Annotated in this window: 19 protein-coding genes; 6 read left to right on the plus strand and 13 right to left on the minus strand. The window is 62.2% G+C overall.

The annotated features are described in order from the left end of the window. Positions 1-3 precede the first annotated feature (3 nt). Complete coding sequence (gene glp, locus MHM88_RS02210) at positions 4-1,176, plus strand: gephyrin-like molybdotransferase Glp (RefSeq protein ID WP_239359503.1); 1,173 nt, start codon at positions 4-6, stop codon at positions 1,174-1,176. A gap of 147 nt (positions 1,177-1,323) precedes the next feature. Continuing rightward, a complete protein-coding gene (lexA, locus tag MHM88_RS02215) occupies positions 1,324-2,022 on the plus strand; it encodes a transcriptional repressor LexA (RefSeq protein ID WP_239319973.1) in 699 nt (232 codons plus the stop codon). A gap of 69 nt (positions 2,023-2,091) precedes the next feature. Here the strand turns inward: lexA and MHM88_RS02220 are convergent, their stop codons facing one another. Together MHM88_RS02220 and MHM88_RS02225 are read right to left on the minus strand one after the other, a co-directional pair. Further along, the gene (locus tag MHM88_RS02220; RefSeq protein WP_239359505.1) at positions 2,092-3,513 is read right to left on the minus strand and encodes a ComEC/Rec2 family competence protein; all 1,422 of its coding nucleotides are present in this window, start codon (positions 3,511-3,513) and stop codon (positions 2,092-2,094) included. 108 nt (positions 3,514-3,621) lie between these two features. Further along, a complete protein-coding gene (locus tag MHM88_RS02225) occupies positions 3,622-4,113 on the minus strand; it encodes a hypothetical protein (protein WP_239359507.1) in 492 nt (163 codons plus the stop codon). Positions 4,114-4,192: 79 nt separating this feature from the next. Between MHM88_RS02225 and gltX the strand changes: the two genes are divergently transcribed. The 3 genes from gltX (at position 4,193) to MHM88_RS02240 (ending at position 8,355) form a co-directional block, all read left to right on the plus strand. Continuing rightward, positions 4,193-5,593: a glutamate--tRNA ligase gene (gene gltX / locus MHM88_RS02230; RefSeq protein WP_239359509.1), complete on the plus strand. Its 1,401-nt coding sequence runs from the start codon at positions 4,193-4,195 to the stop codon at positions 5,591-5,593. A gap of 140 nt (positions 5,594-5,733) precedes the next feature. Continuing rightward, the gene (gene gltA, locus MHM88_RS02235) at positions 5,734-7,029 is read left to right on the plus strand and encodes a citrate synthase (RefSeq protein ID WP_239319967.1); all 1,296 of its coding nucleotides are present in this window, start codon (positions 5,734-5,736) and stop codon (positions 7,027-7,029) included. A 276-nt stretch (positions 7,030-7,305) separates the two neighbouring features. Then, the gene (locus MHM88_RS02240) at positions 7,306-8,355 is read left to right on the plus strand and encodes a calcium-binding protein (RefSeq protein WP_239359511.1); all 1,050 of its coding nucleotides are present in this window, start codon (positions 7,306-7,308) and stop codon (positions 8,353-8,355) included. Positions 8,356-8,438: 83 nt separating this feature from the next. Here the strand turns inward: MHM88_RS02240 and MHM88_RS02245 are convergent, their stop codons facing one another. The 11 genes from MHM88_RS02245 to MHM88_RS02295 form a co-directional block, all read right to left on the minus strand. Beyond that, entirely contained in the window at positions 8,439-9,218 is a 780-nt protein-coding gene (locus tag MHM88_RS02245) for an enoyl-CoA hydratase-related protein (RefSeq protein WP_239359513.1), read from the minus strand. Positions 9,219-9,290: 72 nt separating this feature from the next. After that, the gene (locus MHM88_RS02250) at positions 9,291-9,863 is read right to left on the minus strand and encodes a DUF2087 domain-containing protein (RefSeq protein WP_239359515.1); all 573 of its coding nucleotides are present in this window, start codon (positions 9,861-9,863) and stop codon (positions 9,291-9,293) included. A 162-nt stretch (positions 9,864-10,025) separates the two neighbouring features. Further along, positions 10,026-10,493 (minus strand): cytochrome c-type biogenesis protein, encoded by a 468-nt coding sequence (locus tag MHM88_RS02255; RefSeq protein ID WP_239359517.1) that lies wholly within the window; start codon positions 10,491-10,493, stop codon positions 10,026-10,028. Further along, complete coding sequence (locus MHM88_RS02260) at positions 10,490-12,454, minus strand: heme lyase CcmF/NrfE family subunit (protein WP_239359519.1); 1,965 nt, start codon at positions 12,452-12,454, stop codon at positions 10,490-10,492. The genes MHM88_RS02255 and MHM88_RS02260 overlap by 4 nt, the downstream gene beginning before the upstream one ends. Before the next feature lie 76 nt (positions 12,455-12,530). After that, positions 12,531-13,061: a holin family protein gene (locus tag MHM88_RS02265; protein ID WP_239359521.1), complete on the minus strand. Its 531-nt coding sequence runs from the start codon at positions 13,059-13,061 to the stop codon at positions 12,531-12,533. 10 nt (positions 13,062-13,071) lie between these two features. Further along, on the minus strand, positions 13,072-13,680 hold the full coding sequence (locus MHM88_RS02270; protein ID WP_239359523.1) for a holin-associated N-acetylmuramidase: 609 nt from the start codon (positions 13,678-13,680) through the stop codon (positions 13,072-13,074). A gap of 143 nt (positions 13,681-13,823) precedes the next feature. Then, entirely contained in the window at positions 13,824-14,267 is a 444-nt protein-coding gene (gene ccmE, locus MHM88_RS02275; protein ID WP_239359525.1) for a cytochrome c maturation protein CcmE, read from the minus strand. Positions 14,268-14,280: 13 nt separating this feature from the next. Then, entirely contained in the window at positions 14,281-15,309 is a 1,029-nt protein-coding gene (gene argC, locus MHM88_RS02280) for an N-acetyl-gamma-glutamyl-phosphate reductase (RefSeq protein ID WP_239359527.1), read from the minus strand. Between the two features lie 85 nt (positions 15,310-15,394). Beyond that, positions 15,395-16,204, minus strand: a complete 810-nt coding sequence (locus tag MHM88_RS02285; RefSeq protein ID WP_239359539.1) for a glutamate racemase — start codon at positions 16,202-16,204, stop codon at positions 15,395-15,397. A gap of 30 nt (positions 16,205-16,234) precedes the next feature. After that, complete coding sequence (locus MHM88_RS02290) at positions 16,235-17,113, minus strand: lysophospholipid acyltransferase family protein (RefSeq protein WP_239359541.1); 879 nt, start codon at positions 17,111-17,113, stop codon at positions 16,235-16,237. A 140-nt stretch (positions 17,114-17,253) separates the two neighbouring features. Continuing rightward, entirely contained in the window at positions 17,254-20,691 is a 3,438-nt protein-coding gene (locus MHM88_RS02295) for an indolepyruvate ferredoxin oxidoreductase family protein (protein WP_255734132.1), read from the minus strand. 150 nt (positions 20,692-20,841) lie between these two features. On the opposite strand from MHM88_RS02295, the gene MHM88_RS02300 reads away from it, so the two are divergent. After that, a complete protein-coding gene (locus tag MHM88_RS02300; protein ID WP_239319912.1) occupies positions 20,842-21,747 on the plus strand; it encodes a LysR family transcriptional regulator in 906 nt (301 codons plus the stop codon). Positions 21,748-21,938: the final 191 nt, after the last annotated feature.

The raw sequence follows: 21,938 nt of genomic DNA on the forward strand, positions 1-21,938 counted from the left end.
CCGATGATCTCCGTCTCCGAGGCCCGCGCCGCGCTGCTTGATCTTGTCTCTGCCGTGGATGTCGAGACCGTCCCTCTGGCGCAAGCGGCGGGCCGTGTGTTGGCACAGCCCGTCACCGCAGGGCGCGATCAGCCGCCCTTTGATGCCTCCGCCATGGATGGCTATGCGGTGAACGCCGCCGAGGTGGAGCTGCATGCGATGTTCAAGGTGATCGGCGAAGCCGCTGCCGGACATGGGTTTCAGGGCCGGGTCGGTGCGGGTCAGGCGGTGCGGATCTTTACCGGTGCGCCGGTGCCGGAAGGCGCGAGTTTTGTGGTCATTCAGGAAGATGTGGACCGCAAGGGCGATCTCATCACCATCACCGATGATCCGGGGGGCAATGCCAATATCCGCGACCGGGGCCGTGATTTTCGCACCGGCCAGACCGTCGACGCCCCGCGCCTTCTGCGCCCTGCTGATATCGCGCTCCTGGCGGCGATGAACATTGCCGAGGTGCCGGTACGCCGCCGCCCCGTGGTGGCGCTGATGTCCACCGGGGATGAGCTGGTGATGCCCGGCGAGGTGCCTGGCCCGGATCAAATCATCGTTTCCAACACCTTTGGCCTCAAGGCGATGCTCGAGGAGCACGGCGCCGAGGTGCGCATGCTGCCGATCGCGCGCGACACCGATGCCTCGCTGCGCACCGCCTTTGGGTTGGCGCAAGATGCAGATCTGATCGTGACCATCGGCGGTGCCTCGGTCGGTGATCATGATCTGGTTGCGGGGGTGGCCGAAAGCCTCGGGATGGAGCGTGCGTTCTACAAGGTTGCGATGCGCCCCGGCAAACCACTGATGGCGGGGCGCATGGGTGCGGGCGCGATGGTCGGGCTGCCGGGCAATCCGGTCTCCGCCATGATCTGCGGTCGGGTCTTTGTGGTGCCGATGCTGCAGGCCATGCTGGGCCTGCCAACAGAGGCAGAGAAGCTCTCCACCGCGCCGCTGGCAGCGGCCCTGCCCGCCAATGGCCCCCGCCAGCACTATATGCGCGCCACATGGCACGACACGGGCCTGCAAGCCTTTGACAGTCAGGACAGCTCTCTGCTCTCGGTTCTGGCTCAGGCCGAAGCCCTGATCGTGCGCCCGCCGCATGACCCGGCCCGCGAGATCGGTGAGCCCGTCGATTTCCTCTCCCTCTGACGCGCAGCTCAGGGCATTCAGGCGAAATCCCTGTCTGTATCGCGGCTTACCTGAGCTTTTTATGTTCCCGTTATGACCCGAGCGGTTGACACAAAACGGGAACATGAATAGAACATAAACAAAAGGCATCGTGCAGAGGGGACAGCTATGCTGACGAAAAAGCAGCTTCAGCTTTTGGAGTTTATTCACAACCGTCTGCAAAAGGACGGCGTCCCGCCCAGTTTTGACGAGATGAAAACCGCGCTGGATCTGCGCTCCAAATCCGGCATTCACCGCCTGATCACGGCGCTTGAGGAACGCGGCTTTATCCGTCGCCTCGCCCACCGCGCCCGCGCGATCGAGGTGATCCGCCTGCCCGACAGCCTCGGTGGCAGCGCAGACGGGTTCCAACCCACGGTGATCGAGGGGGGCAAGGATCAGGACGCGCCACAAGCGGAGCTGAAACCGGTGGCGGACTCCGGCGCCACGGAACTCGCCGTGATGGGGCGCATCGCCGCCGGTGTGCCGATCGAGGCGATCAGCCAGGCCGCGGCCCATGTCGCGGTGCCCAATGCGATGCTGTCCAGCGCCGGTCAACATTACGCATTGGAGGTGCGCGGCGATTCCATGATTGATGCGGGCATCAACGATGGCGATGTGGTTGTGATCCGCGAAACCGATGCGGCCGATAATGGCGATATTATCGTGGCCCTTGTCGAAGGGCATGAGGCGACGCTCAAACGTTATGAGCGCAAGGGCGGCATGATCGAACTGCACGCCGCCAACCCGGCCTATCCGACCCGCAGCTATGCGGAGGATCAGGTGAAGGTCCAGGGGCGCCTTGTGGGTCTGATCCGCACCTATTGATCGGGGCGCGCCCGCTCAAACAGTCTTGAAAACGCCCGGTTGCATGTCCTGCTGCCGGGCGTTTTTTTGTTACCGCGCGGACCATAACCGATGCACGCCTGCATTGGTCGTAACCCTCTCGCCGTCTTGCGTATAGGCGATGCTGCCGGTGTCGCGCAGGGCCCGGGGCGTGAGCCAGAGGCATTCCCCCTCCGGGGGCTCTGCCTCGACCGAGAGCACGATCACCTCCTCCGGCGCGCAACTTTTTTGCCATTGGCCAAGGCCGGTTTTGCCCAGGACATGCACAAACCGGCGCCCAACCGCTTGAAACTCTAGTACTTTGTCCGTCTGCCCGGGCGCCATTCGGGCAAAGGCCTGCGCCTGATCCGCACCATCGCCGTCGTTTTCCAGCCAGATCCCGGCCACGAAACTCTTACCACGCGGGCGCGACAGGGCGCGTCCCTCGGATGTCATCACGCCGACCAGACCGCCATCGGCCGAGATCAGAACCTCGGGGCGCGGCGAAGAGGGCCAGAAGAACAGCGCCACGCCGATGGGCGCGAGGCCAAGCCAGCGCAACCGCCCCTGCCACAAGAGCACCAGCAATGCGCCCATGACCAGCACCGGCAGTATCCACGGCTCTGGCGCCACCACCTGACCGCGGGCACCGGGCCAGCCGGCGACGGTGTCAGCGACGGTCAGAATCCAGCTGATCCCCTGCGACATGATCCAGAATCCAACTGCGCCGGCTCCAAACGGCGCCAGACAGATCGCCAGCACCGCGCCCGGCACCACCACCGCGCCCATCACAGGTACGGCCGCGAGATTCGCAATCACCCCGTAATGCGAGATCATGTTGAAATGCGCCGCCCCAAAGGGGGCCGTCGCCAGCCCCGCCACCAGCGAGGAGACAACCAGCGCGGCAATCCAGCGTGCGGCACTGCCCAACGCGCCCCCGCGCCCGGGACGAAACAATGGCTGCACCGCCTGAAACACCACCACCAGGGCCAATGTGGCGGCAAAGCTCATCTGGAACCCGGCGCTCAGCAGGCTTTCGGGGCGGCGCAGCAACACCAGCACCGCTGCAAAGGCGACCGCGCGCACGGAAATGGCCCGCCGGTCCAGAAGCACCGCCACCAGCATCACCGCCACCATCAGGAAGGCCCGTTCGGTGGCGACACTGGCCCCCGACAAGAGCAGATAGCCAAAGCTTGCGACCAAGGCGACGGCAGCGGAGATCTTCTTGACGGGCCACCGCAGCGCAACAGAGGGCCACAGCGCAAACGCCCGCCGCAGGCTGGCAAAGATCACGCCGGCAAACAGCCCCATGTGCAAACCGGATATGGCCAGCAGATGCGCCAGATTGCTGGCGCGCAAGTCTTCGGTCACCTGTCGCGGCACATGGGCGCGATCGCCGGTAACAAGGGCGGCTGCAACGCCGCCGGTGCGCTCTGGCAGTGCGGCGCGCACCCAGTCTGACACCCGGACGCGCAGACTAGCGATCGGGAGCATCTCCGGCGGGGCGCTGCGCAACACGGGCACGCGGCTGTAGCCCACCGCCCCAAGCCCCAGAAACCAGGCGTGACGCCGAAAATCAAAGCCGCCGGGCTCGGCCGGGCCTTACGGCGGTGACAGATGCGCGGTGGTCATCACCCAGGACCCGGGCTCAGGCGCAGCACCATCAAACAGCGAAATCCGCACCCGTCCCGGCGTGCGCGCAGGCGACACATCATCCAGCCGCACATGTCCCAGCGTGATCCGCATGGCGTCGGAGGCGGATCTGTCGACCTTGAGCACCTGCCCCTCCACGGCGCCGTAATAGCGAAACGACAACACCGGCGCGCCGACCTGATGCGCGCGCGCGCCCATGTAGCAAAAGCCGAGGCCGACCAGAACCAGCGCCGCCGCCAGCAGCCCCAGCCCATCACCGCGCCGCGCGCAGAGACCCAGCCCCAGCGAGACGCCAAGCACGCCCGCATAGATCGACGCGGAGGGTTCCTGTGCGAGGCGGAAATAGAGCCCGATGCCAAGGCCAAAACACACCGGCACCCAGGGAAACAGATGTCCCCGCTGGAGCTGTAGCATTGTATCAAGGGCGCCGAGAATGCGCACGCTTGCTCCCTGCCTTCTGGCTCGGTACACAGGCGTCAAACGTTGAACCCTCAAGGTTTCCAAAAGGTAAATACCCCACATGTCCCAACCGGTCGTCACCCGTTTCGCCCCCTCGCCCACCGGCTTTTTGCACATCGGCGGCGCGCGCACCGCGCTGTTCAACTGGCTCTATGCACGCGGGCGTGGCGGCAAGTTCCTGTTGCGGATCGAGGACACCGACCGGGAGCGTTCCACCCCGGAGGCCACCGCCGCCATTCTGCAAGGGATGCGCTGGCTCGGGCTTGATCACGACGGCGAGGTGGTGAGCCAGGCCGCGGGCGCGGCGCGTCACGCAGAGGTCGCGCATCAGCTTCTGGCCGAGGGCAAGGCGTATAAGTGTTTCTCCACGCAGGACGAAATCGCCGCCTTCCGCGAGGCCGCCAAGGCCGAGGGCAAATCCACCCTGTTCCGCTCGCCCTGGCGTGACGCCGCCGAATCCGAACATCCGGACGCCCCTTTTGCGATCCGCATCAAGGCACCCAAGGATGGCGAGACCGTCATTCGCGACGAGGTTCAGGGCGATGTGACCCTCCAAAATGCGCAACTGGATGACATGATCCTGCTGCGCTCCGACGGCACGCCGGTCTATATGCTGGCGGTTGTCGTCGACGATCACGACATGGGCGTGACCCATGTGATCCGCGGCGATGACCACCTGATGAATGCCGCGCGTCAGATGATGATCTACGAGGCCATGGGCTGGCAGGTGCCGGTCTGGGCGCATATCCCGCTCATTCATGGACCGGATGGTAAAAAATTGTCGAAACGCCACGGGGCGCTCGGGGCACAGGAATACCAGGCGATGGGCTATCCGGCGGCGGGCATGCGCAACTACCTGGCGCGGCTTGGCTGGGCGCATGGCGATGACGAATTCTTCACCGATGCGCAGGCCAAGGAGTGGTTCGACCTGAGCGGAATCGGCAAGAGCCCGGCCCGGTTTGACACCAAGAAGCTGGAGAACCTCTGCGGCCAACATATTGCAATCGCTGAGGATGCTGCGCTGCGGCAGGAAATCGAAGCCTATCTGGAGGCCGCCGGTAAACCCGCCCTAAGTGACGCACAGTCACGCGGGCTTGAAGCGGCGATGCATTGCCTCAAGGACCGGGCAAAGACCTTTCCGGAACTCCTTGAAAAAGCCCATTTTGTGCTGGCTTCACGTCCGCTGGACCGGGATGCGAAGGCGGAAAAAGCGCTTGATTCAGTATCCCTTGGTATACTGGGAGAATTGACGCCGCATCTGCAAAATGCTAGCTGGTCGCGAGACGAACTTGAGGCCGCCCTGAATGAATTTGCCGCGGCCAAGGACACGAAGTTTGGCAAATTGGCCGGCCCGCTGCGGGCTGTGCTTGCAGGCCGCGCGGTAACGCCTTCGGTCTTCGACATGATGATCTGCCTGGGCCGGGATGAAACGCTGGCCCGGCTCAAGGACGTAACAGGCTGATTGCCCGATGGGATCTAATGGTCAGATCCGGGTAAGCCCGTTCGGATAGGATTCCGCCTGCGTCGCCAGTCGACGTCGGCGCCCCGCTGCGCGGAACGGGCCACCCGCCCTCTCTGCGCCTGTAACAGGAAGGGACATCTATGACAGATTCACAAAAAACGGCCCAGCTGAGCCTGAATGGTGAGACCTACGATCTGCCCATTTTCAAGCCCACCGCCGGGCCGGATGTTCTGGACATCCGCAAACTCTACGCTCAGGCGGGCGTCTTCACCTATGACCCGGGCTTCACCTCCACCGCGAGCTGTGACAGCACCATCACCTATATCGACGGCAACGAAGGCGTGTTGCTGCACCGTGGCTATCCGATCGACCAGCTGGCGGGGAAATCCCACTATCTGGAGGTCTGCTATCTGCTGCTCTATGGTGAGCTGCCGACCGCGACCCAGCTTGAGGATTTCGAGACCCGTGTGACCCGTCACACCATGGTCCACGAGCAGATGCACAACTTCTTCCGTGGCTTCCGTCGCGATGCGCACCCGATGGCGACCCTTGTGGGTGTTGTGGGCGCAATGTCGGCCTTCTACCACGATTCCACCGACATCTCCGATCCGTGGCAGCGCGAAGTGGCGGCCATCCGCCTGATCGCAAAACTGCCGACCATTGCGGCGATGGCCTATAAATATTCCATCGGCCAGCCGTTTGTGTATCCGCGCAACGATCTGGATTACGCGGCCAACTTCCTGCACATGTGTTTCTCCGTTCCGGCAGAGAACTACGAGGTCGACCCGATCCTGAGCCGGGCGATGGACCGCATCTTTACCCTGCATGCGGATCACGAGCAGAACGCCTCGACCTCGACCGTGCGTCTGGCGTCGTCCTCCGGGGCCAACCCGTTTGCCTGTATCGCGGCCGGCATCGCCTGCCTCTGGGGTCCCGCACATGGCGGCGCCAACCAGGCCTGCCTCGAGATGCTCAAGGAAATCGGCTCCGTCGACCGTATCCCGGAGTTCATCGAACGCGCCAAGGACAAGAACGATCCGTTCCGCCTGATGGGCTTTGGCCACCGCGTCTACAAGAACACCGACCCGCGCGCCAAGGTGCTGAAGCAATCCGCCGACGAGGTGCTGGAGCTGCTGGGCGTCGAGAACAACCCGCTGCTGCAGGTGGCCAAGGAGCTGGAGCAGACCGCGCTCAACGATCCTTACTTCATCGAGAAGAAGCTGTTCCCGAACGTCGACTTCTACTCGGGCATCATCCTCGAGGCGATGGGCTTCCCGACCTCGATGTTCACGCCGATCTTTGCGCTGTCGCGCACCGTTGGCTGGATCTCGCAGTGGAAGGAAATGATCGGCGATCCGCAGAACAAAATCGGCCGTCCGCGCCAATTGTATCTGGGTGAGACACAGCGCGATTACGTCGATATCGAAAACCGCTGAGCCGTAGCAAAAGAGACCTTAAAAACCGCCCACAGTTGCCGGGCGGTTTTTTTATTGTTTTCAGTGGTATGCAAATCGCTCAGAGAACAGAGATCGCATTCGGGACTATTGTCGCGGATCGCGAAACAGACAGTTTTAACCAATCTTCAATTAAATACGTTACTTTTCAAATTCCGGCCTTAAAACGGACCATATACCCGCAGGTTGCCATGTGTTTGCCGCATTCAAGGATGGCGAGCAATGCGGTGACCTGTGATTACCGAACGAGGGCATGGAATGTTTCTACTTGCGATGATGGGAACCCTGGCAGCCGTTGGCGCCTTTGTGGCCCTGGATGGTGACGGTGACGACAGTGATGACAGCACCGAAGACACCGCCGCCAACGAACGGGTGCCGGACAGCACGCTGGAAGGCTCGTCGCTAAGCGACCTGCTGATCGGGACCGACGGGCACGATCTGATTTCCCTGGGCGACGGCGATGATCGCAGCGAAGGCGGCGAAGGCGACGACACCATCAATGGCGACGCAGGCGCGGACGATCTGCGTGGCGAAAACGGTGATGATGCGCTCTACGGCGATGCTGGCACCGACGATCTTTATGGTGGCGAAGGCGATGATTTCATCTCCGGTGGCGCTGATGCCGACATCCTCGAAGGCGGCGCCGGTGATGACCGCATGACCGGGGGCGGTGGCCTTGATGTGATGGTCGGCGGTGAGGGCGACGACACCATGAGTGGCAGCCTCGGTCAGGACTACATGTCGGGCGATTCCGGCGACGACAGCCTCTCTGGCGGCTATGGCAGTGACGGGCTGCATGGGGGGACCGGCGCCGATACGCTCGACGGTGGCGCCGGGGATGATGCGCTGAATGGGGGCACGCTGGTCACCGATCCGTCGCTGTCCTCGCCGATCACGCTGCGGCAGGTCTTTCTTGAAAACGAATCCACTCCCAGCACCTTTGGTCTGGATGTCGTCGATGATGGCACCGCCGATGTGCTGATGGGGGGCGATGGCAATGACGTCCTGCTTGCCGGGGCCGGAGATGATCTGACCGGCGGTGAGGGGCTCGATGTCTTTGGGATCGGCGACTGGATGGACGCCGGAGAGGCTGCGGTTATTCGCGACTTCAACGTCGGGGATGACAGCATTGTCTATCGCTACGACGGTCTGACCCCGCCAGATCTGAGCTATGAAACCGTCACCAACTCCGATGGCAGCGCCGATGTGGAGATTCTGGTCGGAGGTGAGGTCATCGCCTATCTGGAAAACGCGGGCGATGGCTTTGATCCCGCCACCCATGTGCAGCTGCTTCAGGCAAACGCCTAACGCTGCGCCAGACGGACCAACCTATGAAAAAGCCGCCCCGGAACGGGCGGCTTTTTTGTGGTAACAGAGTGGCTTGCGCGCGGTCAGCGCCCTTCAAACCCCGGTTTGCGCTTTTCCATAAATGCGGTGACGCCCTCCATGAAATCACGGCTGCGGCCCAGTTCCCCTTGCAAATGCGCCTCCAGCGACAGCTGGTCGGACAGGCTGTTGGTGGTGGAGTCACGCAGCGCCTGTTTGATAGCGCCAAAGGCCTTGGACGGGCCGCTGGCCAGATAGGCCGCACGCGCGTTCCAATGGGTCTCGAACTCCGCGTCCGGCACCGCTTCCCAGATCATGCCCCAGTCACTGGCCTGACGCGCCGAGATCCTGTCGGCAAACAGCGCCGCGCCCATCGCCTTGGCCAGCCCCATCTGGCGCGGTAGGAACCACGTGCCGCCCGCATCCGGCATCAGCCCGATCTTGGCAAAGGCCTGGAGGAAATAGGCGCTCTCGGTGGCGATCACCACATCGGCGGCCAGCGCCAGATTGGCCCCTGCCCCGGCAGCCGGACCGTTTACGGCAGAGAGCGTCGGCACCGGGCAGTTGTAGATCGCCTCCAGCATCGGCACATATTCGTCGCGCAGCGTGCGCTCCAGATCGATCTGGTTGCCACCGGAGGAGGCGTCCTTGAGATCCTGACCGGTGCAAAACGCATTGCCCGCCCCGGTCAGCACCACCGCACGCGCCTCGGATGCGGCCGCTTTCATCGCATGGGTGATCTCCGCCCGCATCTGGCTGGTGAGCGCATTCATGCTCTGCGGGCGGTTCAAGGTCACGGTCGCAAGCCCGTCTGCAAGCGAATACTGAATGTCGCGGTAGTCCATGCGTGAAATATCCCTGTTCGAGTTATGCGCATGTTGACCTAAGCATCCGCCTGCGAAAAGACAAACGCCGCGTCAGCCAATCTTTGGCTTTTCTTGCGTTTTCTGCCGCTCTGCGAGCAAGGACAGCAGCGCCGCGCCATGTGCATCCATCGGTGTTTCAAACCGCGCGTAGTCCGACCCATCGCGATTGCGGGTCAAAAGCTGCATCTCGATCAGGCTGCGCCGGATCTGGGCCGCATCGTGAAAGCTGCACTGCTCGTCAATCAGCGCCGAGATTTGCCGCTCGCTCCAGCGTTCCCGGGCCGGCAGTCGCGCCCAGATCACCCAGAGGCACAGCTCGCGCACCCCGCGTTTTGTCGGCCAGCTTTCCCAACGTCCACGACCGTCGAAATAGCGCGCCGCCCGCGCGATGCGCTTGTGGTCAATCTCTGGCGTGGGCGGGTTCTGGCTGCGCAGGTGCTGGAAATTGCGATACCCTGCGGCGCGGGCCACATGGTTCAGCATCTCCACATGGCCTGGTGCGTCGGTGAGGGCGTTGCGCAGCTGTTTGGCAAAATCTGACACATCGGGAATGGTCAGACGGATCACATCCTTGGACATCATGTCCTCCATATCTCTCAGGATGCCGGGCATGGCTCGGGCCATACGGATGTCCGCCCTTGTCCAGAGGCACCCCGATCAGGAGTCCAATGACATGATGTATAAAGCAGGTTTAGCGCGTGGCGGAGCCTTGGTGAACTGCGGACCAAGTTCTCTTTAGCAATTTATGCCGATCGAGGCAATCCGCCCGCGTCCCGGTATCACGCGTCAGTCCTTGAGGATTTCCTTGAGGCGCGCCTGTTCATCCGCTGACAGGTCGTCAGTCTCGGCCCCGCCCGCCGCCGTGGCGCGTTTGCGCAGATACATCAGCGCAACCAGCAACGCCAGCACCAGCATCATCGGTCCCGCCGCCCAGAGGATCCAGTTGGCCCCGCGCACCGTCGGCTTCAGCAGCACATATTCGCCGTAGCGATCCACGATAAAGTCGATCGCCTCTTCGTCGCTGTCTCCCGCCACCAGACGCTCGCGCACCAGCAGGCGCAGGTCGCGGGCCAGATCGGCGTTGGACTCGTCAATGCTCTCGTTGCGACACACCAGGCAGCGCAGCCCCTTGGACAGGTCGCGGGCGCGTTGTTCCAGTTTCGGATCGTCCAGAACCTCGTCCGGCTGCACGGCAAAGGCCGGCGTGACCGACAGGAGCAGAACCGCCGCCAGGGCTTTGATCAGACGTATCATTCTGCCGGCACCCCTTCTGCGGCGGTTTTGCGCGCCCCGGCGGCAACGCGGAACCGGCGGTCCGACAGGCTCAGCAGCCCGCCAAGGGCCATCAACAGGCACCCGCCCCAGATCCAGTTGGCAAAGGGTTTGATATAGGTCCGCATGGTAAAGCCGCCGCCCGCCTGCGCATCACCGATCACCACATAAAGATCCCGGGTGAACCGGTAGTCGATCGCCGCTTCGGTGGTGGGCATCTGCGCCACCGGGTAGACGCGCTTTTCAGGCCGCAGGGTGGCGATCTCGCGCCCGTTGCGGGTCACCTCGACCACCCCCATGGTGGTGAAATAGTTCGGGCCGCGCCCCTCTTCGACCGCCCTGAGGACCATGTCATAGGGGCCGACGCGGAAGGGCTCGTCGATATTGGCGACGCGGATGTCCTCGACCTGCCAGGCGGTAAGGCCCGCAATCGCAAAGATCGTGACCCCAAGCCCGGCATGCGCCACCGACTTGCCCCAATCGGCGCGCGGCAGGCGCATCAGGCGGGCCAGCTTGTCCTTGCGCCCGGCGCGGTTCCACAGATCCAGCGCCGCACCGCTGACCACCCAGGCCCCGAGCATGGCCCCGACCGGACCCAGCAGGCTGTCGCCGGACTGAACGGCCCAGGTGAGACCCGCGATCGCCAGCGCAAGCACCATGGCATACCGCAGCGCCCAGAGGGTCTTTGCGCCCTTGCCCCGTTTCCACGGCAGCACCGACCCGATCGGCAGCAACAGACCCAGCGCCACCATGAAGGGTGGAAAGGCCGCGTCAAAGAACGGCGCCCCGACCGAGAGTTTGCGGTCAAACGCCATCTCGGCCACCACCGGCCAGAGCGTGCCGACAAAGACCACAAAGCAGCTCACCGCCAGCAGCAGGTTGTTGGCCACCAGCGCGCTTTCGCGGCTGACCATGGAAAACACGCCCTTGGCCTCCATCGCCTGCGCCCGCAGTGCAAAGAGCAAGAGCGCGCCGCCGGTGAAAACAGCAAGGATCGCCAGGATCACCACGCCACGCTCCGGATCATTGGCAAAGGCATGCACCGAGGTCAGCAGACCGGAGCGGACGATAAATGTCCCGATGAGCGAGAACCCAAAGGCGAGGATCGCCAGCAGAATGGTCCAGCTTTTCAGGCTCTCGCGCTTTTCCACCACGATCGCCGAATGCAGCAACGCTGCCGAGAGGAGCCATGGCATGAAGGAAGCGTTTTCGACCGGATCCCAGAACCAGAACCCACCCCAACCGAGCTCGTAATAGGCCCACCACGACCCCAGCGCGATGCCGATGGTCAGGAAGATCCACGCCGCCAGGGTCCAGGGTCGCACCCAGCGTCCCCAGGCCGCATCAACGCGCCCCTCGATCAAGGCCGCAACCGCGAAGGAAAACGCCATCGAGAGGCCCACATAGCCCAGGTACAGAAACGGCGGATGGAAGGCGAGGCCCGGATCCTGCAACAGCGGGTTCAGATCCTGCCCGTCAAACGGCGGATTTGTCAGCCGCAGGAACGGGTTGGAGGTAAAGAGGATAAAGGCGAAGAACGCCACCCCGATCGCTGCCTGCACGCTCAGCACACGGGCCTTCAACGTCGGCGGCAAGCCACCGCCAAACACCGACGCCGTGGCGCCAAAGAGGCTCACGATCAGCACCCACAGCAGCATGGAGCCCTCGTGATTGCCCCAGGTGCCGGAAATCTTGTAGATCATCGGCTTTGCGGAATGGCTGTTGAGCGTCACCAGCCGCACCGAGAAGTCCGAGGTCACAAAGGCCCAGGTCAACGCGCCAAAGGCAAAGGCGGTAAACAGGAACTGCGCCTGCGCGGCGGGTTCCGCGACCGCCATCCATCCGGGCCAGCGTTTGTGCGCACCAATCAGGGGCACGACCATCTGAACAATGGCGATCATGAAGGCTAGGATAAGGGCGAAGTGACCGAGCTCTGTAATCATACCTGCTTCTATATCGGTCTCGCAGATCAGCGCCAATCACATTCGCCCGCGTCCCCGCGCCGCAGGGGGTCTTCAATCACCGCGCGCGGTGCCAGTCCGCAAGCGCCGGATTATCCGCGCTATCGTTTTCTCGTTTTTTATCAGAAGATTGCGCGGCTGTGTTCAGCTGCTCGATATTCTCAACCGCCTGCGGCACCCGTGCAAGGCTGCGTGCGATGCCCTCCTGAAAGGCCTGTGTCTTGGCCTGACTGCGCGCGCCAAAGTAAAACGACACCACGATCCCCAGGAGCCACCAAAGGGGTTCGGGCACCAGCGCAACACCCTGCATGCGGGCCGCAAACCACAGCGGGTCGACCATCGCCGCCACCATCAGCCCCAGCGTCCCCAGCGCCAGCATCGGGCGCGGCAGACGGTTGACCCCATCCATGAAGCGATCAAAGCCGCTTTTCTGCCCTGCAAATTCGGCTGCGAACTGCGCCAGCGCTGCGCCTTGCAGGTCATGCGCCCGCACCGCCGCCTGTTCGCTGTTTTCGCGAAAGACCTCTGCCGTCTCGCGGATCACATTGCGCCGATTGCCAAAGAGCATCTCCCAAAGCGTTGAAAACATGGAACCTCCTTCACGACCAATGCGCTGTACGGGACTGAAACTCTGCCGGGGTCATGTGATAGCGCGGCGCGATGAACTCTTCGGCGCGACGAATCCAGCCGCCCTTGCCACCCGCCCGGGTGCGAGCATATTTGCGGCTGCGCGGGCGGCGATCCGCAAGGTCGAAGTAGTAGTTCCGGCGCGCGATCCCATAGGCATTGACCAGTGCCTCCATATTGACCTGCCCCGCGGCCTGTGCCGCCTTGGCCGTCTGCGGCCCCATGGCGCCATCAACCCGCAGGTCATAGCCCATCTCGCACAACAGCTCTTGCAGGATACGCACCGCGTTGGCGCCTGCGTTGACATGCATGTCAAAGACGCTGGCCTGAAGGGGCTCTGGCAGCAGATGCAGACGCGGGCGGCGGAAGTATTCGCGCAGGAAAATCTCTTCGGCCTGCGCGCGATCCAGCGCCTTGACGTCGCGCCGATCCACCCCGCCGTCACCGGTCAGATCAAGGCCAAGCTGTCGCAGCGTGTGAATGGTCACGCCATGTTTGGTCGCCCCGCCGGGATCGTCGGGGTCATTCACATAGCCGCCTTCACGGGCGACAATCTCTCGGGCGATTTTTGCGACATCCATGCCAGATCCTCCAATCGGGAACTGGCAGGAAGACTAGCGTTCGGGCCTTGAAATCAGGTGCGCACGGCGTGCGCCAGATACGCAACGCGCCCGTGCGAAGACCGCCGGGCGCGTTGTAAAACCAGAGGCATGCGTCGAGAAAATCAGCTCTCGTCCTCGCGATAGACACCCTGTTCCTTCAGGGCATCCACCACTTCTTTGGGCATGTAGGTCTCATCATGTTTTGCAAGGATTTCAGAGGCTTCGAAGGCGCCGTTGATATAACGCCCGGTGCCCACCATGCCCTGATTTTCCTCAAACAGATCCGGCAACACCCCGGTGAATGTCACCGGCACGCTAGCCCCGCCATCGGTCACGGAAAACAGCACCGCCTCGCCTTGACCGCGTTGCAGGCTGCCTTCTTCGACCAAACCGCCAATGCGGAAGGTCTCGGTCGGTTCGGGCGGCGTCTCCATCACCTGACTGGGCGAGCGGAAGTAGTTGATGCCATCGCGCATCGCATATCCAATAAGCGCCGTGGACCCGATCAGGGCCACGGTCGCAAGCGCTATGATCTGGATTCGCCGCTGCTTCTTCAGGGACTTCATCTGGACCTCTTGTTCAAGGGAACAGCGGTGCCATCATCAGCCCGGCTGTTTCCTCTTCACCTAACATCAGGTTCGCATTCTGCAAGGCCTGACCGCTGCTACCTTTTGTCAGGTTATCAAGCGCCACGATGACAATCGCCCGCCCGTCGATGCGATCCCCTGTCACCCCAATATGAACGAAGTTCGAGCCGCGCACGTGATGGGTCGAGGGGGCCTCGCCAAAGGGCAGCAGCTCGACAAAGGGCTCATCAGCATAGGCCTTCGCAAAGGTCTCGTGGATCTTTTGCGCATCGCCTTTGACGTATGTGGTCGCCAAGATCCCCCGGTTCACGGGCAGCAGATGCGGTGTGAACTGAACCTGCACGGGACGCCCCGCCAGCAGAGAGAATTCCTGATCGAACTCGCCCTGATGCCGGTGGGTGCCGCCGATGGCATAGGCGTTGTAGCCCTCGCTCAGTTCCGCGTGCAGCAGGTTTTCCTTGAGCGCCCGCCCGGCGCCGGAGACCGCGCATTTCATATCCAGAATGATCTCATCCAGATCAATGACGCCCGCCGCGATCAACGGCCGCAGGGCGAACTGCCCAGTTGCGGCGTTGCAGCCGGTGCCCGCCACCAGCCGCGCCGATTTGATCTCGTCACGGTAGAATTCGGTGAGGCCATAGACCGCCTCTTTTTGCTGCTCCAGCGCCGCATGCGGGTTGCCGTACCATTTCTGATAGGCCTCCGGGTCGCGCAGCCGGAAATCCGCCGAAAGATCGACGATTTTCAGATCACCGGGCAGTTTGGCGATCACCTCCTGGCTGGTCTTATGCGGCAGCGCGCAAAAACACAGGTCGATCTGCGAGAAGTCGATTTCCTCGATCTTGCACAGGGTTGGCAGCGAAAGATGACGCAAATGTGGGAACACATCCGCCATCTCCATGCCTGCCTTGCGCTCGGCGGCGAGGGCTTTGATGGTGATGTTTGGGTGCTGAGAAATCAGCCGGATCAGCTCTGCGCCAGTGTAGCCGGACGCACCAAGGATTGCCACGTTATGGGTCATGTCGAGACCTCGAATTGTTCATGTGTCAGTAGGGCCTGCATCAATCGCAGACAGGAAATCAGGTTGGACGTGAAGGTACGAGACCTCAGGCCGCGTCAAAAGTGATTTCTCGTCGCAAGAACTGCGTCGCGCGGCTGCTGACACGTCCGGCATCGCCCGTGGTCACATAGCCTGCGGCACCGCCGCCGATCATCTCGGGGCGACGCTCCAGATAATGCGCGAGGCTGTCGGCCACCAGACGGCCCTGGCTGAACACCTGCACATCCGGCCCCAGCGCCTTTTGAAAGATGTCCTCCATCAGCGGATAATGGGTACAGCCCAGAATCGCCGCCTCGGGACGGGGCATCTTGCGCAACAGCGCGTCGACGTGGCTTTTGACCAGCGCCTCAGCAAGGATCATGTCGCCTTCTTCGATGGCGTCGACAACGCCACCGCAGGCCTGCGCCTCTACATCGACGCCAATGGCGCGGAACGCCAGCTCGCGCTGGAACGCGCGGCTTGCCACGGTGGCGGGGGTTGCAAACAGCGCCACATGTTTCACGGCCACCTCACGCGGGGGCGAATTGTCGCCCCACTGGCGTTCGGTCAGCGCCTCGATCAAGGGCACAAACACGCCAAGCACCCGCTTACCCTCGGGCACGCCAGCCTCCTGCATCCGCCGCAGGGCCGCCGCCGAGGCGGTGTTGCAGGCCAGGATCACGAGATTGCAGCCGCGATCCCACATGTCGTGCACGGCCTTGTGGGTCAGCTGATAGATATCTTCGGCATCGCGCACCCCATAAGGCGCGTGGCTGTTGTCGCCATAGTAGAGGAAATCCACATCCGGCAGGCGCTTTTGCGCCGCATCCAGAACCGTCAGACCACCAAGACCGGAATCAAAAATACCAACTGCCATGTCACACTGCCTTTGGGTGTGCGGGCCCGTTCAGGCCCGGTGTTTTTCTTCGAACTCGAACCCGTAGTCATAGGATTTGAGCGGTGTTGGAGACAGCTCATACGTGGCTTTGCGCAGGAAATCCATCATTGCTTTGGAGTCCTTGGCCAGCGGGTCCAGCACATCGCGGCCGATCGGGTCGCCAACCACCACCCGGACCGGGGTGCCGACGCGTTTCTTGAACTCCTTGATCAGGAGCCCCATGCGCAGGGTGTAATGCAGATGCGAGGCAATCTGGAACAGCCGCGAAGTGTGCCCGTCAAAGTACAAGGGCACCACAACCGCATCGGATTTGGCCACCATCCGCGCGGTAAAGCCGCGCCAGCCCGGGTCCATCGGATGGGCAAAGGGTTTCGCCGCGGTGGACACCGTCCCGCCGGGGAAGATCCCGATGGCACCGCCCTGCCCCAGATACGACAGCGCCTCGCGCCGGGTCTCGAGGTTGGCCTTCATCGCTTCCTTGGTCTCGGCAAAATCGATCGGCAGGATGACCTTGTTCAGATCCTCGGCCTTGCGAAACACCTGATGCGCCAGAATGCGGAAATCCCCCCGCGTGCGCGACAGGATATGCCCCATCATCAGCCCGTCCAGGATACCGTAGGGATGATTTGCAATCAGGATCACCGGCTTGTCGCGCGGGATATTGTCGAGACTGCCGCCCACCACATCAAGGCTGAGACCGTAGCGTTCGACAATCACGTCCCAGAAACTGCGCCCCGAGGCGACCTCGGAATCATAGCCCTTGGCGCGCTTTATCAGCCGCAAACGACCGGTGGTGTTTTCCATCAGGCGGATCATGATCCGACCCGGCCGCGTCTCGGCCGAGTGCGAATAGGAAATATCGCGAGCGATATGACGACGCTCAAGCATGTCTTTGAGGTCTCCGTAAAGACAGGGGATGCGCTGCCTGCGGTGCAGGTGCCCGGCTACCTAAGGCCGGGCGCGCATATTGCCCAGCCTTGGTAACACATTCATGACGCCATCCCCAAGACACAGTGGCGTGGGGGCCACTATTCGGCGGCAGCCTTCAGCGGCGCAGGCCCCTGCTTCAGCGCCACCAGCAGTTCCTCGCGCCGCTTGGCAGCCTGCTGTTCGCTCTTCATTTTGACAGGGCCAAAGCCACGGATCTGCAACGGCAGCTCCGCCAGCGCCACCAGCGCATCCATGTCCACCGCGTCGGATTTGGCGAGCCATTCCTTCATATCGGCTTCATATTGCTTGATCAGCGCCCGCTCCATCTTGCGCTCGGCGGTATAGCCAAAGACATCCAGCGGCGTGCCGCGCAGCCCCTTCAGCTTGGCCAGGATCCGCAACAACCGTTCCGTACCGGGGCCGAACTTGCGCTTTTTCGGGCGACCATTGGCATCCTTGCCGCCCAGAATCGGCGGTGCGAGGTTGTAAGAGATCTTCAGATCGCCATCAAACTCCGCCGCCGCCTTGTCGCGGCTGCTCAGCAGCAGGCGGGCAACCTCGTATTCATCCTTGTAGGACAAGAGCTTGTGATAGCCTTTTGCCACCGCTTCCTTGAGCCGCGGATCGGAGACACCCGCCACCAGTTTCTCGTAGCGTTTCGCCAGTCGCTCGCCCTGGTAGTCCACCAGCTGCGCCCGGCGATAGGCGATCTTCTCATCAAGCGTCTTGGGCAGCTCAACAACGCTCGGCGCCAGCAGTTTGGCAGCGTCCTCGGGATAGAGCACCGCCCAGCGTCCGATATCAAAGGCGCGGAGGTTTTTCTCTACCGCAGCGCCATTCAGCTCGATCGCCTGTTTCAGCGCCTCATAGGACACCGGGATCAGGCCCCGCTGCCAGGCGGCACCAAAGACCATCATGTTGGAAAAGATCGAATCCCCCATGCTGATGCGCGCCAGTTCGGAGGCATCAAACAGATCCACCCGGTCCCGCAAACGCGCCTGAAGCGCGACCTGCAACCTGTTGCTTGGCAACGCAAAATCGGTGTTGCGGGTGAATTCCCCGGTGATGATCTCGTGGCTGTTCACAACTGCGCCCGTGCGCCCGGTCGAGGTCAGGCCTAGGGTCTTGGCCCCCGCGCTCACCACCAGATCGCCGCCGATCAACGCGTGCGCCTCGCCGGTGGCCACGCGGATGGCGCTGATGTCCGAGGGCTGCTCGGCGATGCGGCAATGGATATGCACCGCGCCGCCCTTCTGCGCGAGGCCGGCCATTTCCATCATGCCCGCGCCCTTGCCGTCGATCTGTGCGGCCTGCGCCAGCACCGCACCGATGGTCACCACGCCGGTGCCGCCGACGCCGGTGATCACCACGTTATGGGTGCCGTCGATCGCGGGCAGTTGCGGGTCTGGCAGTTCCGGCAGCTCCAGGCTGGCGGTTGCGCTCTTCTTGATCTTGGCGCCCTCGACAGTGAGGAACGACGGGCAAAACCCGTTGAGGCAAGAGAAATCCTTGTTGCAGCTGGACTGGTCGATGGCGCGTTTGCGGCCCAGTTCGGTCTCTTTCGGCACGATCGAGACGCAGTTCGACTGCACGCCGCAATCGCCGCAGCCCTCGCAGACGTCCGAGTTGATGAACACCCGTTGATCCGGATCCGGGAACAGGCCCTTCTTGCGGCGACGGCGTTTTTCGGCCGCGCAGGTCTGGATGTAGATGATGGCCGAGACGCCGCCCACCTCCTCGAACTCGCGTTGGACCTTCATCAGTTCGCCCCGTTCATGCATCCGCATGCCGGAGGGGAACTGGCTGGCGACCACGTCCTCTTTTTCGTCATAGACCACGGCGATGGTCTTGACCCCCATGGCGGTCAGCTCATGCGCGATCTGGGGCGCAGTGAGGCCACCCTCGGCCTGCTGGCCGCCGGTCATCGCCACCGCGTCATTATAGAGGATCTTGTAGGTGATATTGGTGCCCTCGGCGAGTGCCGCGCGGATCGCCATCACCCCGGAGTGGTTGTAGGTTCCGTCGCCAAGGTTCTGAAATACATGGTTTCTCTTGGAAAACGGTGCCTCGCCAATCCAGTTCGCACCTTCACCGCCCATATGGGTAAAGCCAACGGTTTCGCGATCCATCCACTGCACCATGAAGTGACAGCCGATCCCCGCATAGGCGCGGGAGCCATCCGGCAGTTTGGTTGAGGAGTTATGCGGGCAACCGGAACAGAAATACGGCAGGCGCGCGGCGATTTCCTCGGCATTGTCGGCCCGTTTCGCATCATCGAGCTGGGCCAGACCGGCGCGGATCGCCTCGGTGTCGCGGCCTTCTTCGATCAGGATATTGCCCAGTTTCTCGGCAATCATGATCGGGTCGAGGGCATATTTGGTCGGGAACAGCTCCTCGCGGTGCATGGTGCCCGCACCGCCCTTGTACCAGCCGTAGACACGACGCCCGCGCCGGTCGTCAAAGATCGCTTCCTTGATCTGGATCTCGATCAGCTTGCGCTTTTCCTCGACCACCACGATCAGATCGAGCCCTTCGGCCCAGTCGTGGAACCCTTTCATGTCCATCGGCCAGGTCTGCCCCACCTTATAGGTGGTGATCCCGAGGCGTTCGGCCATGTTTTCGTCGATATTCAAAAGGCTTAGCGCGTGAACCAGATCCAGCCAGTTCTTGCCCGCAGCGACAAAACCGATCTTGGCGCCGGGCTTGCCCCACATGCGCTTGTCCATCTTGTTGGCATGGCTGAAAGCCTCGGCGGCAAAGCGTTTGTAGTCGATGATACGGTCTTCCTGACGGAAGCGGTCATCATCCAGCCGGATGTTCAGACCATCCGGCGGCATATCGAACTGCGGCACGGCCAGTTGCATCCGGTCGGGATCGCCGTCAACAACCGAGGTCACCTCGATGGTGTCCTTCATCGTCTTGAGACCCACCCAGAGGCCGGAAAACCGTGACAACGCATAGCCATAGATGCCGTAGTCGAGAATTTCCTGCACCCCGGCGGGGCTGACGATCGGCAGGTAGCAATCCAGCAAGGACCATTCCGACTGGTGCAGCACGGTGGAGCTTTCGCCGGTGTGGTCATCGCCCATGGCCACCAGCACGCCGCCATGTTTCGAAGACCCCGCCATATTGGCATGGCGCAGCGCATCGCCGGAGCGGTCGACCCCCGGCCCCTTGCCGTACCACAGGCCAAAGACCCCGTCGTATTTGCCCTCGCCGCGGATCTCCGCCTGTTGCGCGCCCCAAAGCGCGGTGACGGCAAGATCCTCGTTGAGACCATATTGGAACGTCACGTCAGATTGCGTCAGCAGCTTTTCCGCGCGCTTCATCTGCATGTCGACAGCGCCAAGCGGCGAGCCGCGATAGCCGGTCACCAGACCGGCGGTGTTCAGGCCGGCGGCCACGTCGCGCGCTTTCTGCATCAGCATCAGACGCACCAGCGCCTGAGTGCCGTTCAGCAGAATCGGCGATTTTTCAAGATCGTAACGGTCATTGAGCGAGATCTTTTGCGTGCTCATCCGGTCCTCCTCAACCATGACTTGCTTGCATTTTGGATCCAATAATAGGTCATAGATGCTGACCTGTATAGCCGTATTCGAAAGAATCCGTGTCAAACTCCGGTAAGGTTTGAAACTTAGGCTGTTCCTAAGGTAGTTTGTCTAAAAGAGGCAGAAAGAGTAAAATCAATGGATTGGGACAAACTCAGGATCTTTCATGCAGTTGCGGACGCGGGCAGCCTGACCCATGCGGGGGATCGCCTCAATCTGTCCCAATCTGCTGTGTCGCGGCAGATCCGGGGGCTCGAAGAGAGCCTGAACGCAACATTGTTTCACCGCCACGCGCGGGGGCTGATTCTCACCGAACAGGGCGAATTGCTGTTTGATGCCACCCGCACCATGGCCAAACGTCTGGAAACCGCCTCGGCGCGAATCCGCGACAGCGAAGAAGGCGTGTTCGGCGAATTGCGGGTGACCACCACCACCGGGTTCGGCACGCTCTGGCTGGCGCCGCGCCTGGCGAAGCTCTACGAACAATATCCCAACCTCAAGATCGACCTGATGCTGGAGGAGCGCGTGCTCGACCTGCCGATGCGCGAGGCCGATGTGGCCATCCGCATGAAGGAACCCAGCCAGGCCGACCTGATCCGCAAACGGCTGATGACGGTGCAGATGCGGCTTTATGCATCGCGGGGCTATATCGACAAGTTCGGCTGGCCGGAAACGATCGAGGAAATCTGCGACCACCGCCTGATCTGCCAGAGCCTGCGCTCGGCGCAGGTGGGTTCTGCCACCGTCATGGTGCAGAAGCTGATGACCCATAACCCCAAGTCGCTTTTGACCGTGAACAACTATTTCGGCGTGTTGCAGGGGGTGTTGCAGGATCTCGGCATCGGGGTGCTGCCGGACTATGTGACCGAGGATTTCCCCGATCTGGTGCAGGTGTTGCCAAATGAGGACACCAATGGTGTGCCCGTCTACCTCGCCTACCCGGAAGAGTTGCGCCATTCGCAGCGTGTTTCCGCCTTTCGGGACTTCGTGCAGAATGAGATCATCGCACACCGTAAGCACATGAAAGAACTTGGAAAAATCTGATATCCGCCGTAGCGGCATGCATGCAGCCGCCCAGCTATGCACATAGCGCATGGCAGGCTTGATTTAACAAGTGTTTCAAAACCCTTGCGGCATCGCGGCAGGCACCCTAAATGACCCTCATGAAGACGCGGCACACGCCGCACTTCATACCTCCCTGTTGGACTACGGCCGAGCTTAGTGCTCGGCCTTTT

This window comes from Epibacterium sp. MM17-32 (genome assembly GCF_022348205.1).
Classification (GTDB): Bacteria; Pseudomonadota; Alphaproteobacteria; order Rhodobacterales; family Rhodobacteraceae; genus Epibacterium.

Coding starts and splice junctions, on each gene's coding strand:
- MHM88_RS02270 (WP_239359523.1), bottom strand. CDS start 13,680: ATGGATGTCGCAAAAATCGCCCGAGAGATTGTCGCCCGTGAAGGCGGC.
- MHM88_RS02240 (WP_239359511.1), top strand. CDS start 7,306: ATGTTTCTACTTGCGATGATGGGAACCCTGGCAGCCGTTGGCGCCTTT.
- lexA (WP_239319973.1), top strand. CDS start 1,324: ATGCTGACGAAAAAGCAGCTTCAGCTTTTGGAGTTTATTCACAACCGT.
- ccmE (WP_239359525.1), bottom strand. CDS start 14,267: ATGAAGTCCCTGAAGAAGCAGCGGCGAATCCAGATCATAGCGCTTGCG.
- MHM88_RS02295 (WP_255734132.1), bottom strand. CDS start 20,691: ATGGTTGAGGAGGACCGGATGAGCACGCAAAAGATCTCGCTCAATGAC.
- gltX (WP_239359509.1), top strand. CDS start 4,193: ATGTCCCAACCGGTCGTCACCCGTTTCGCCCCCTCGCCCACCGGCTTT.
- MHM88_RS02290 (WP_239359541.1), bottom strand. CDS start 17,113: ATGCTTGAGCGTCGTCATATCGCTCGCGATATTTCCTATTCGCACTCG.
- glp (WP_239359503.1), top strand. CDS start 4: ATGATCTCCGTCTCCGAGGCCCGCGCCGCGCTGCTTGATCTTGTCTCT.
- MHM88_RS02285 (WP_239359539.1), bottom strand. CDS start 16,204: ATGGCAGTTGGTATTTTTGATTCCGGTCTTGGTGGTCTGACGGTTCTG.
- argC (WP_239359527.1), bottom strand. CDS start 15,309: ATGACCCATAACGTGGCAATCCTTGGTGCGTCCGGCTACACTGGCGCA.
- MHM88_RS02220 (WP_239359505.1), bottom strand. CDS start 3,513: ATGCTCCCGATCGCTAGTCTGCGCGTCCGGGTGTCAGACTGGGTGCGC.
- MHM88_RS02255 (WP_239359517.1), bottom strand. CDS start 10,493: ATGATACGTCTGATCAAAGCCCTGGCGGCGGTTCTGCTCCTGTCGGTC.
- gltA (WP_239319967.1), top strand. CDS start 5,734: ATGACAGATTCACAAAAAACGGCCCAGCTGAGCCTGAATGGTGAGACC.
- MHM88_RS02245 (WP_239359513.1), bottom strand. CDS start 9,218: ATGGACTACCGCGACATTCAGTATTCGCTTGCAGACGGGCTTGCGACC.
- MHM88_RS02260 (WP_239359519.1), bottom strand. CDS start 12,454: ATGATTACAGAGCTCGGTCACTTCGCCCTTATCCTAGCCTTCATGATC.
- MHM88_RS02300 (WP_239319912.1), top strand. CDS start 20,842: ATGGATTGGGACAAACTCAGGATCTTTCATGCAGTTGCGGACGCGGGC.
- MHM88_RS02265 (WP_239359521.1), bottom strand. CDS start 13,061: ATGTTTTCAACGCTTTGGGAGATGCTCTTTGGCAATCGGCGCAATGTG.
- MHM88_RS02250 (WP_239359515.1), bottom strand. CDS start 9,863: ATGGCCCGAGCCATGCCCGGCATCCTGAGAGATATGGAGGACATGATG.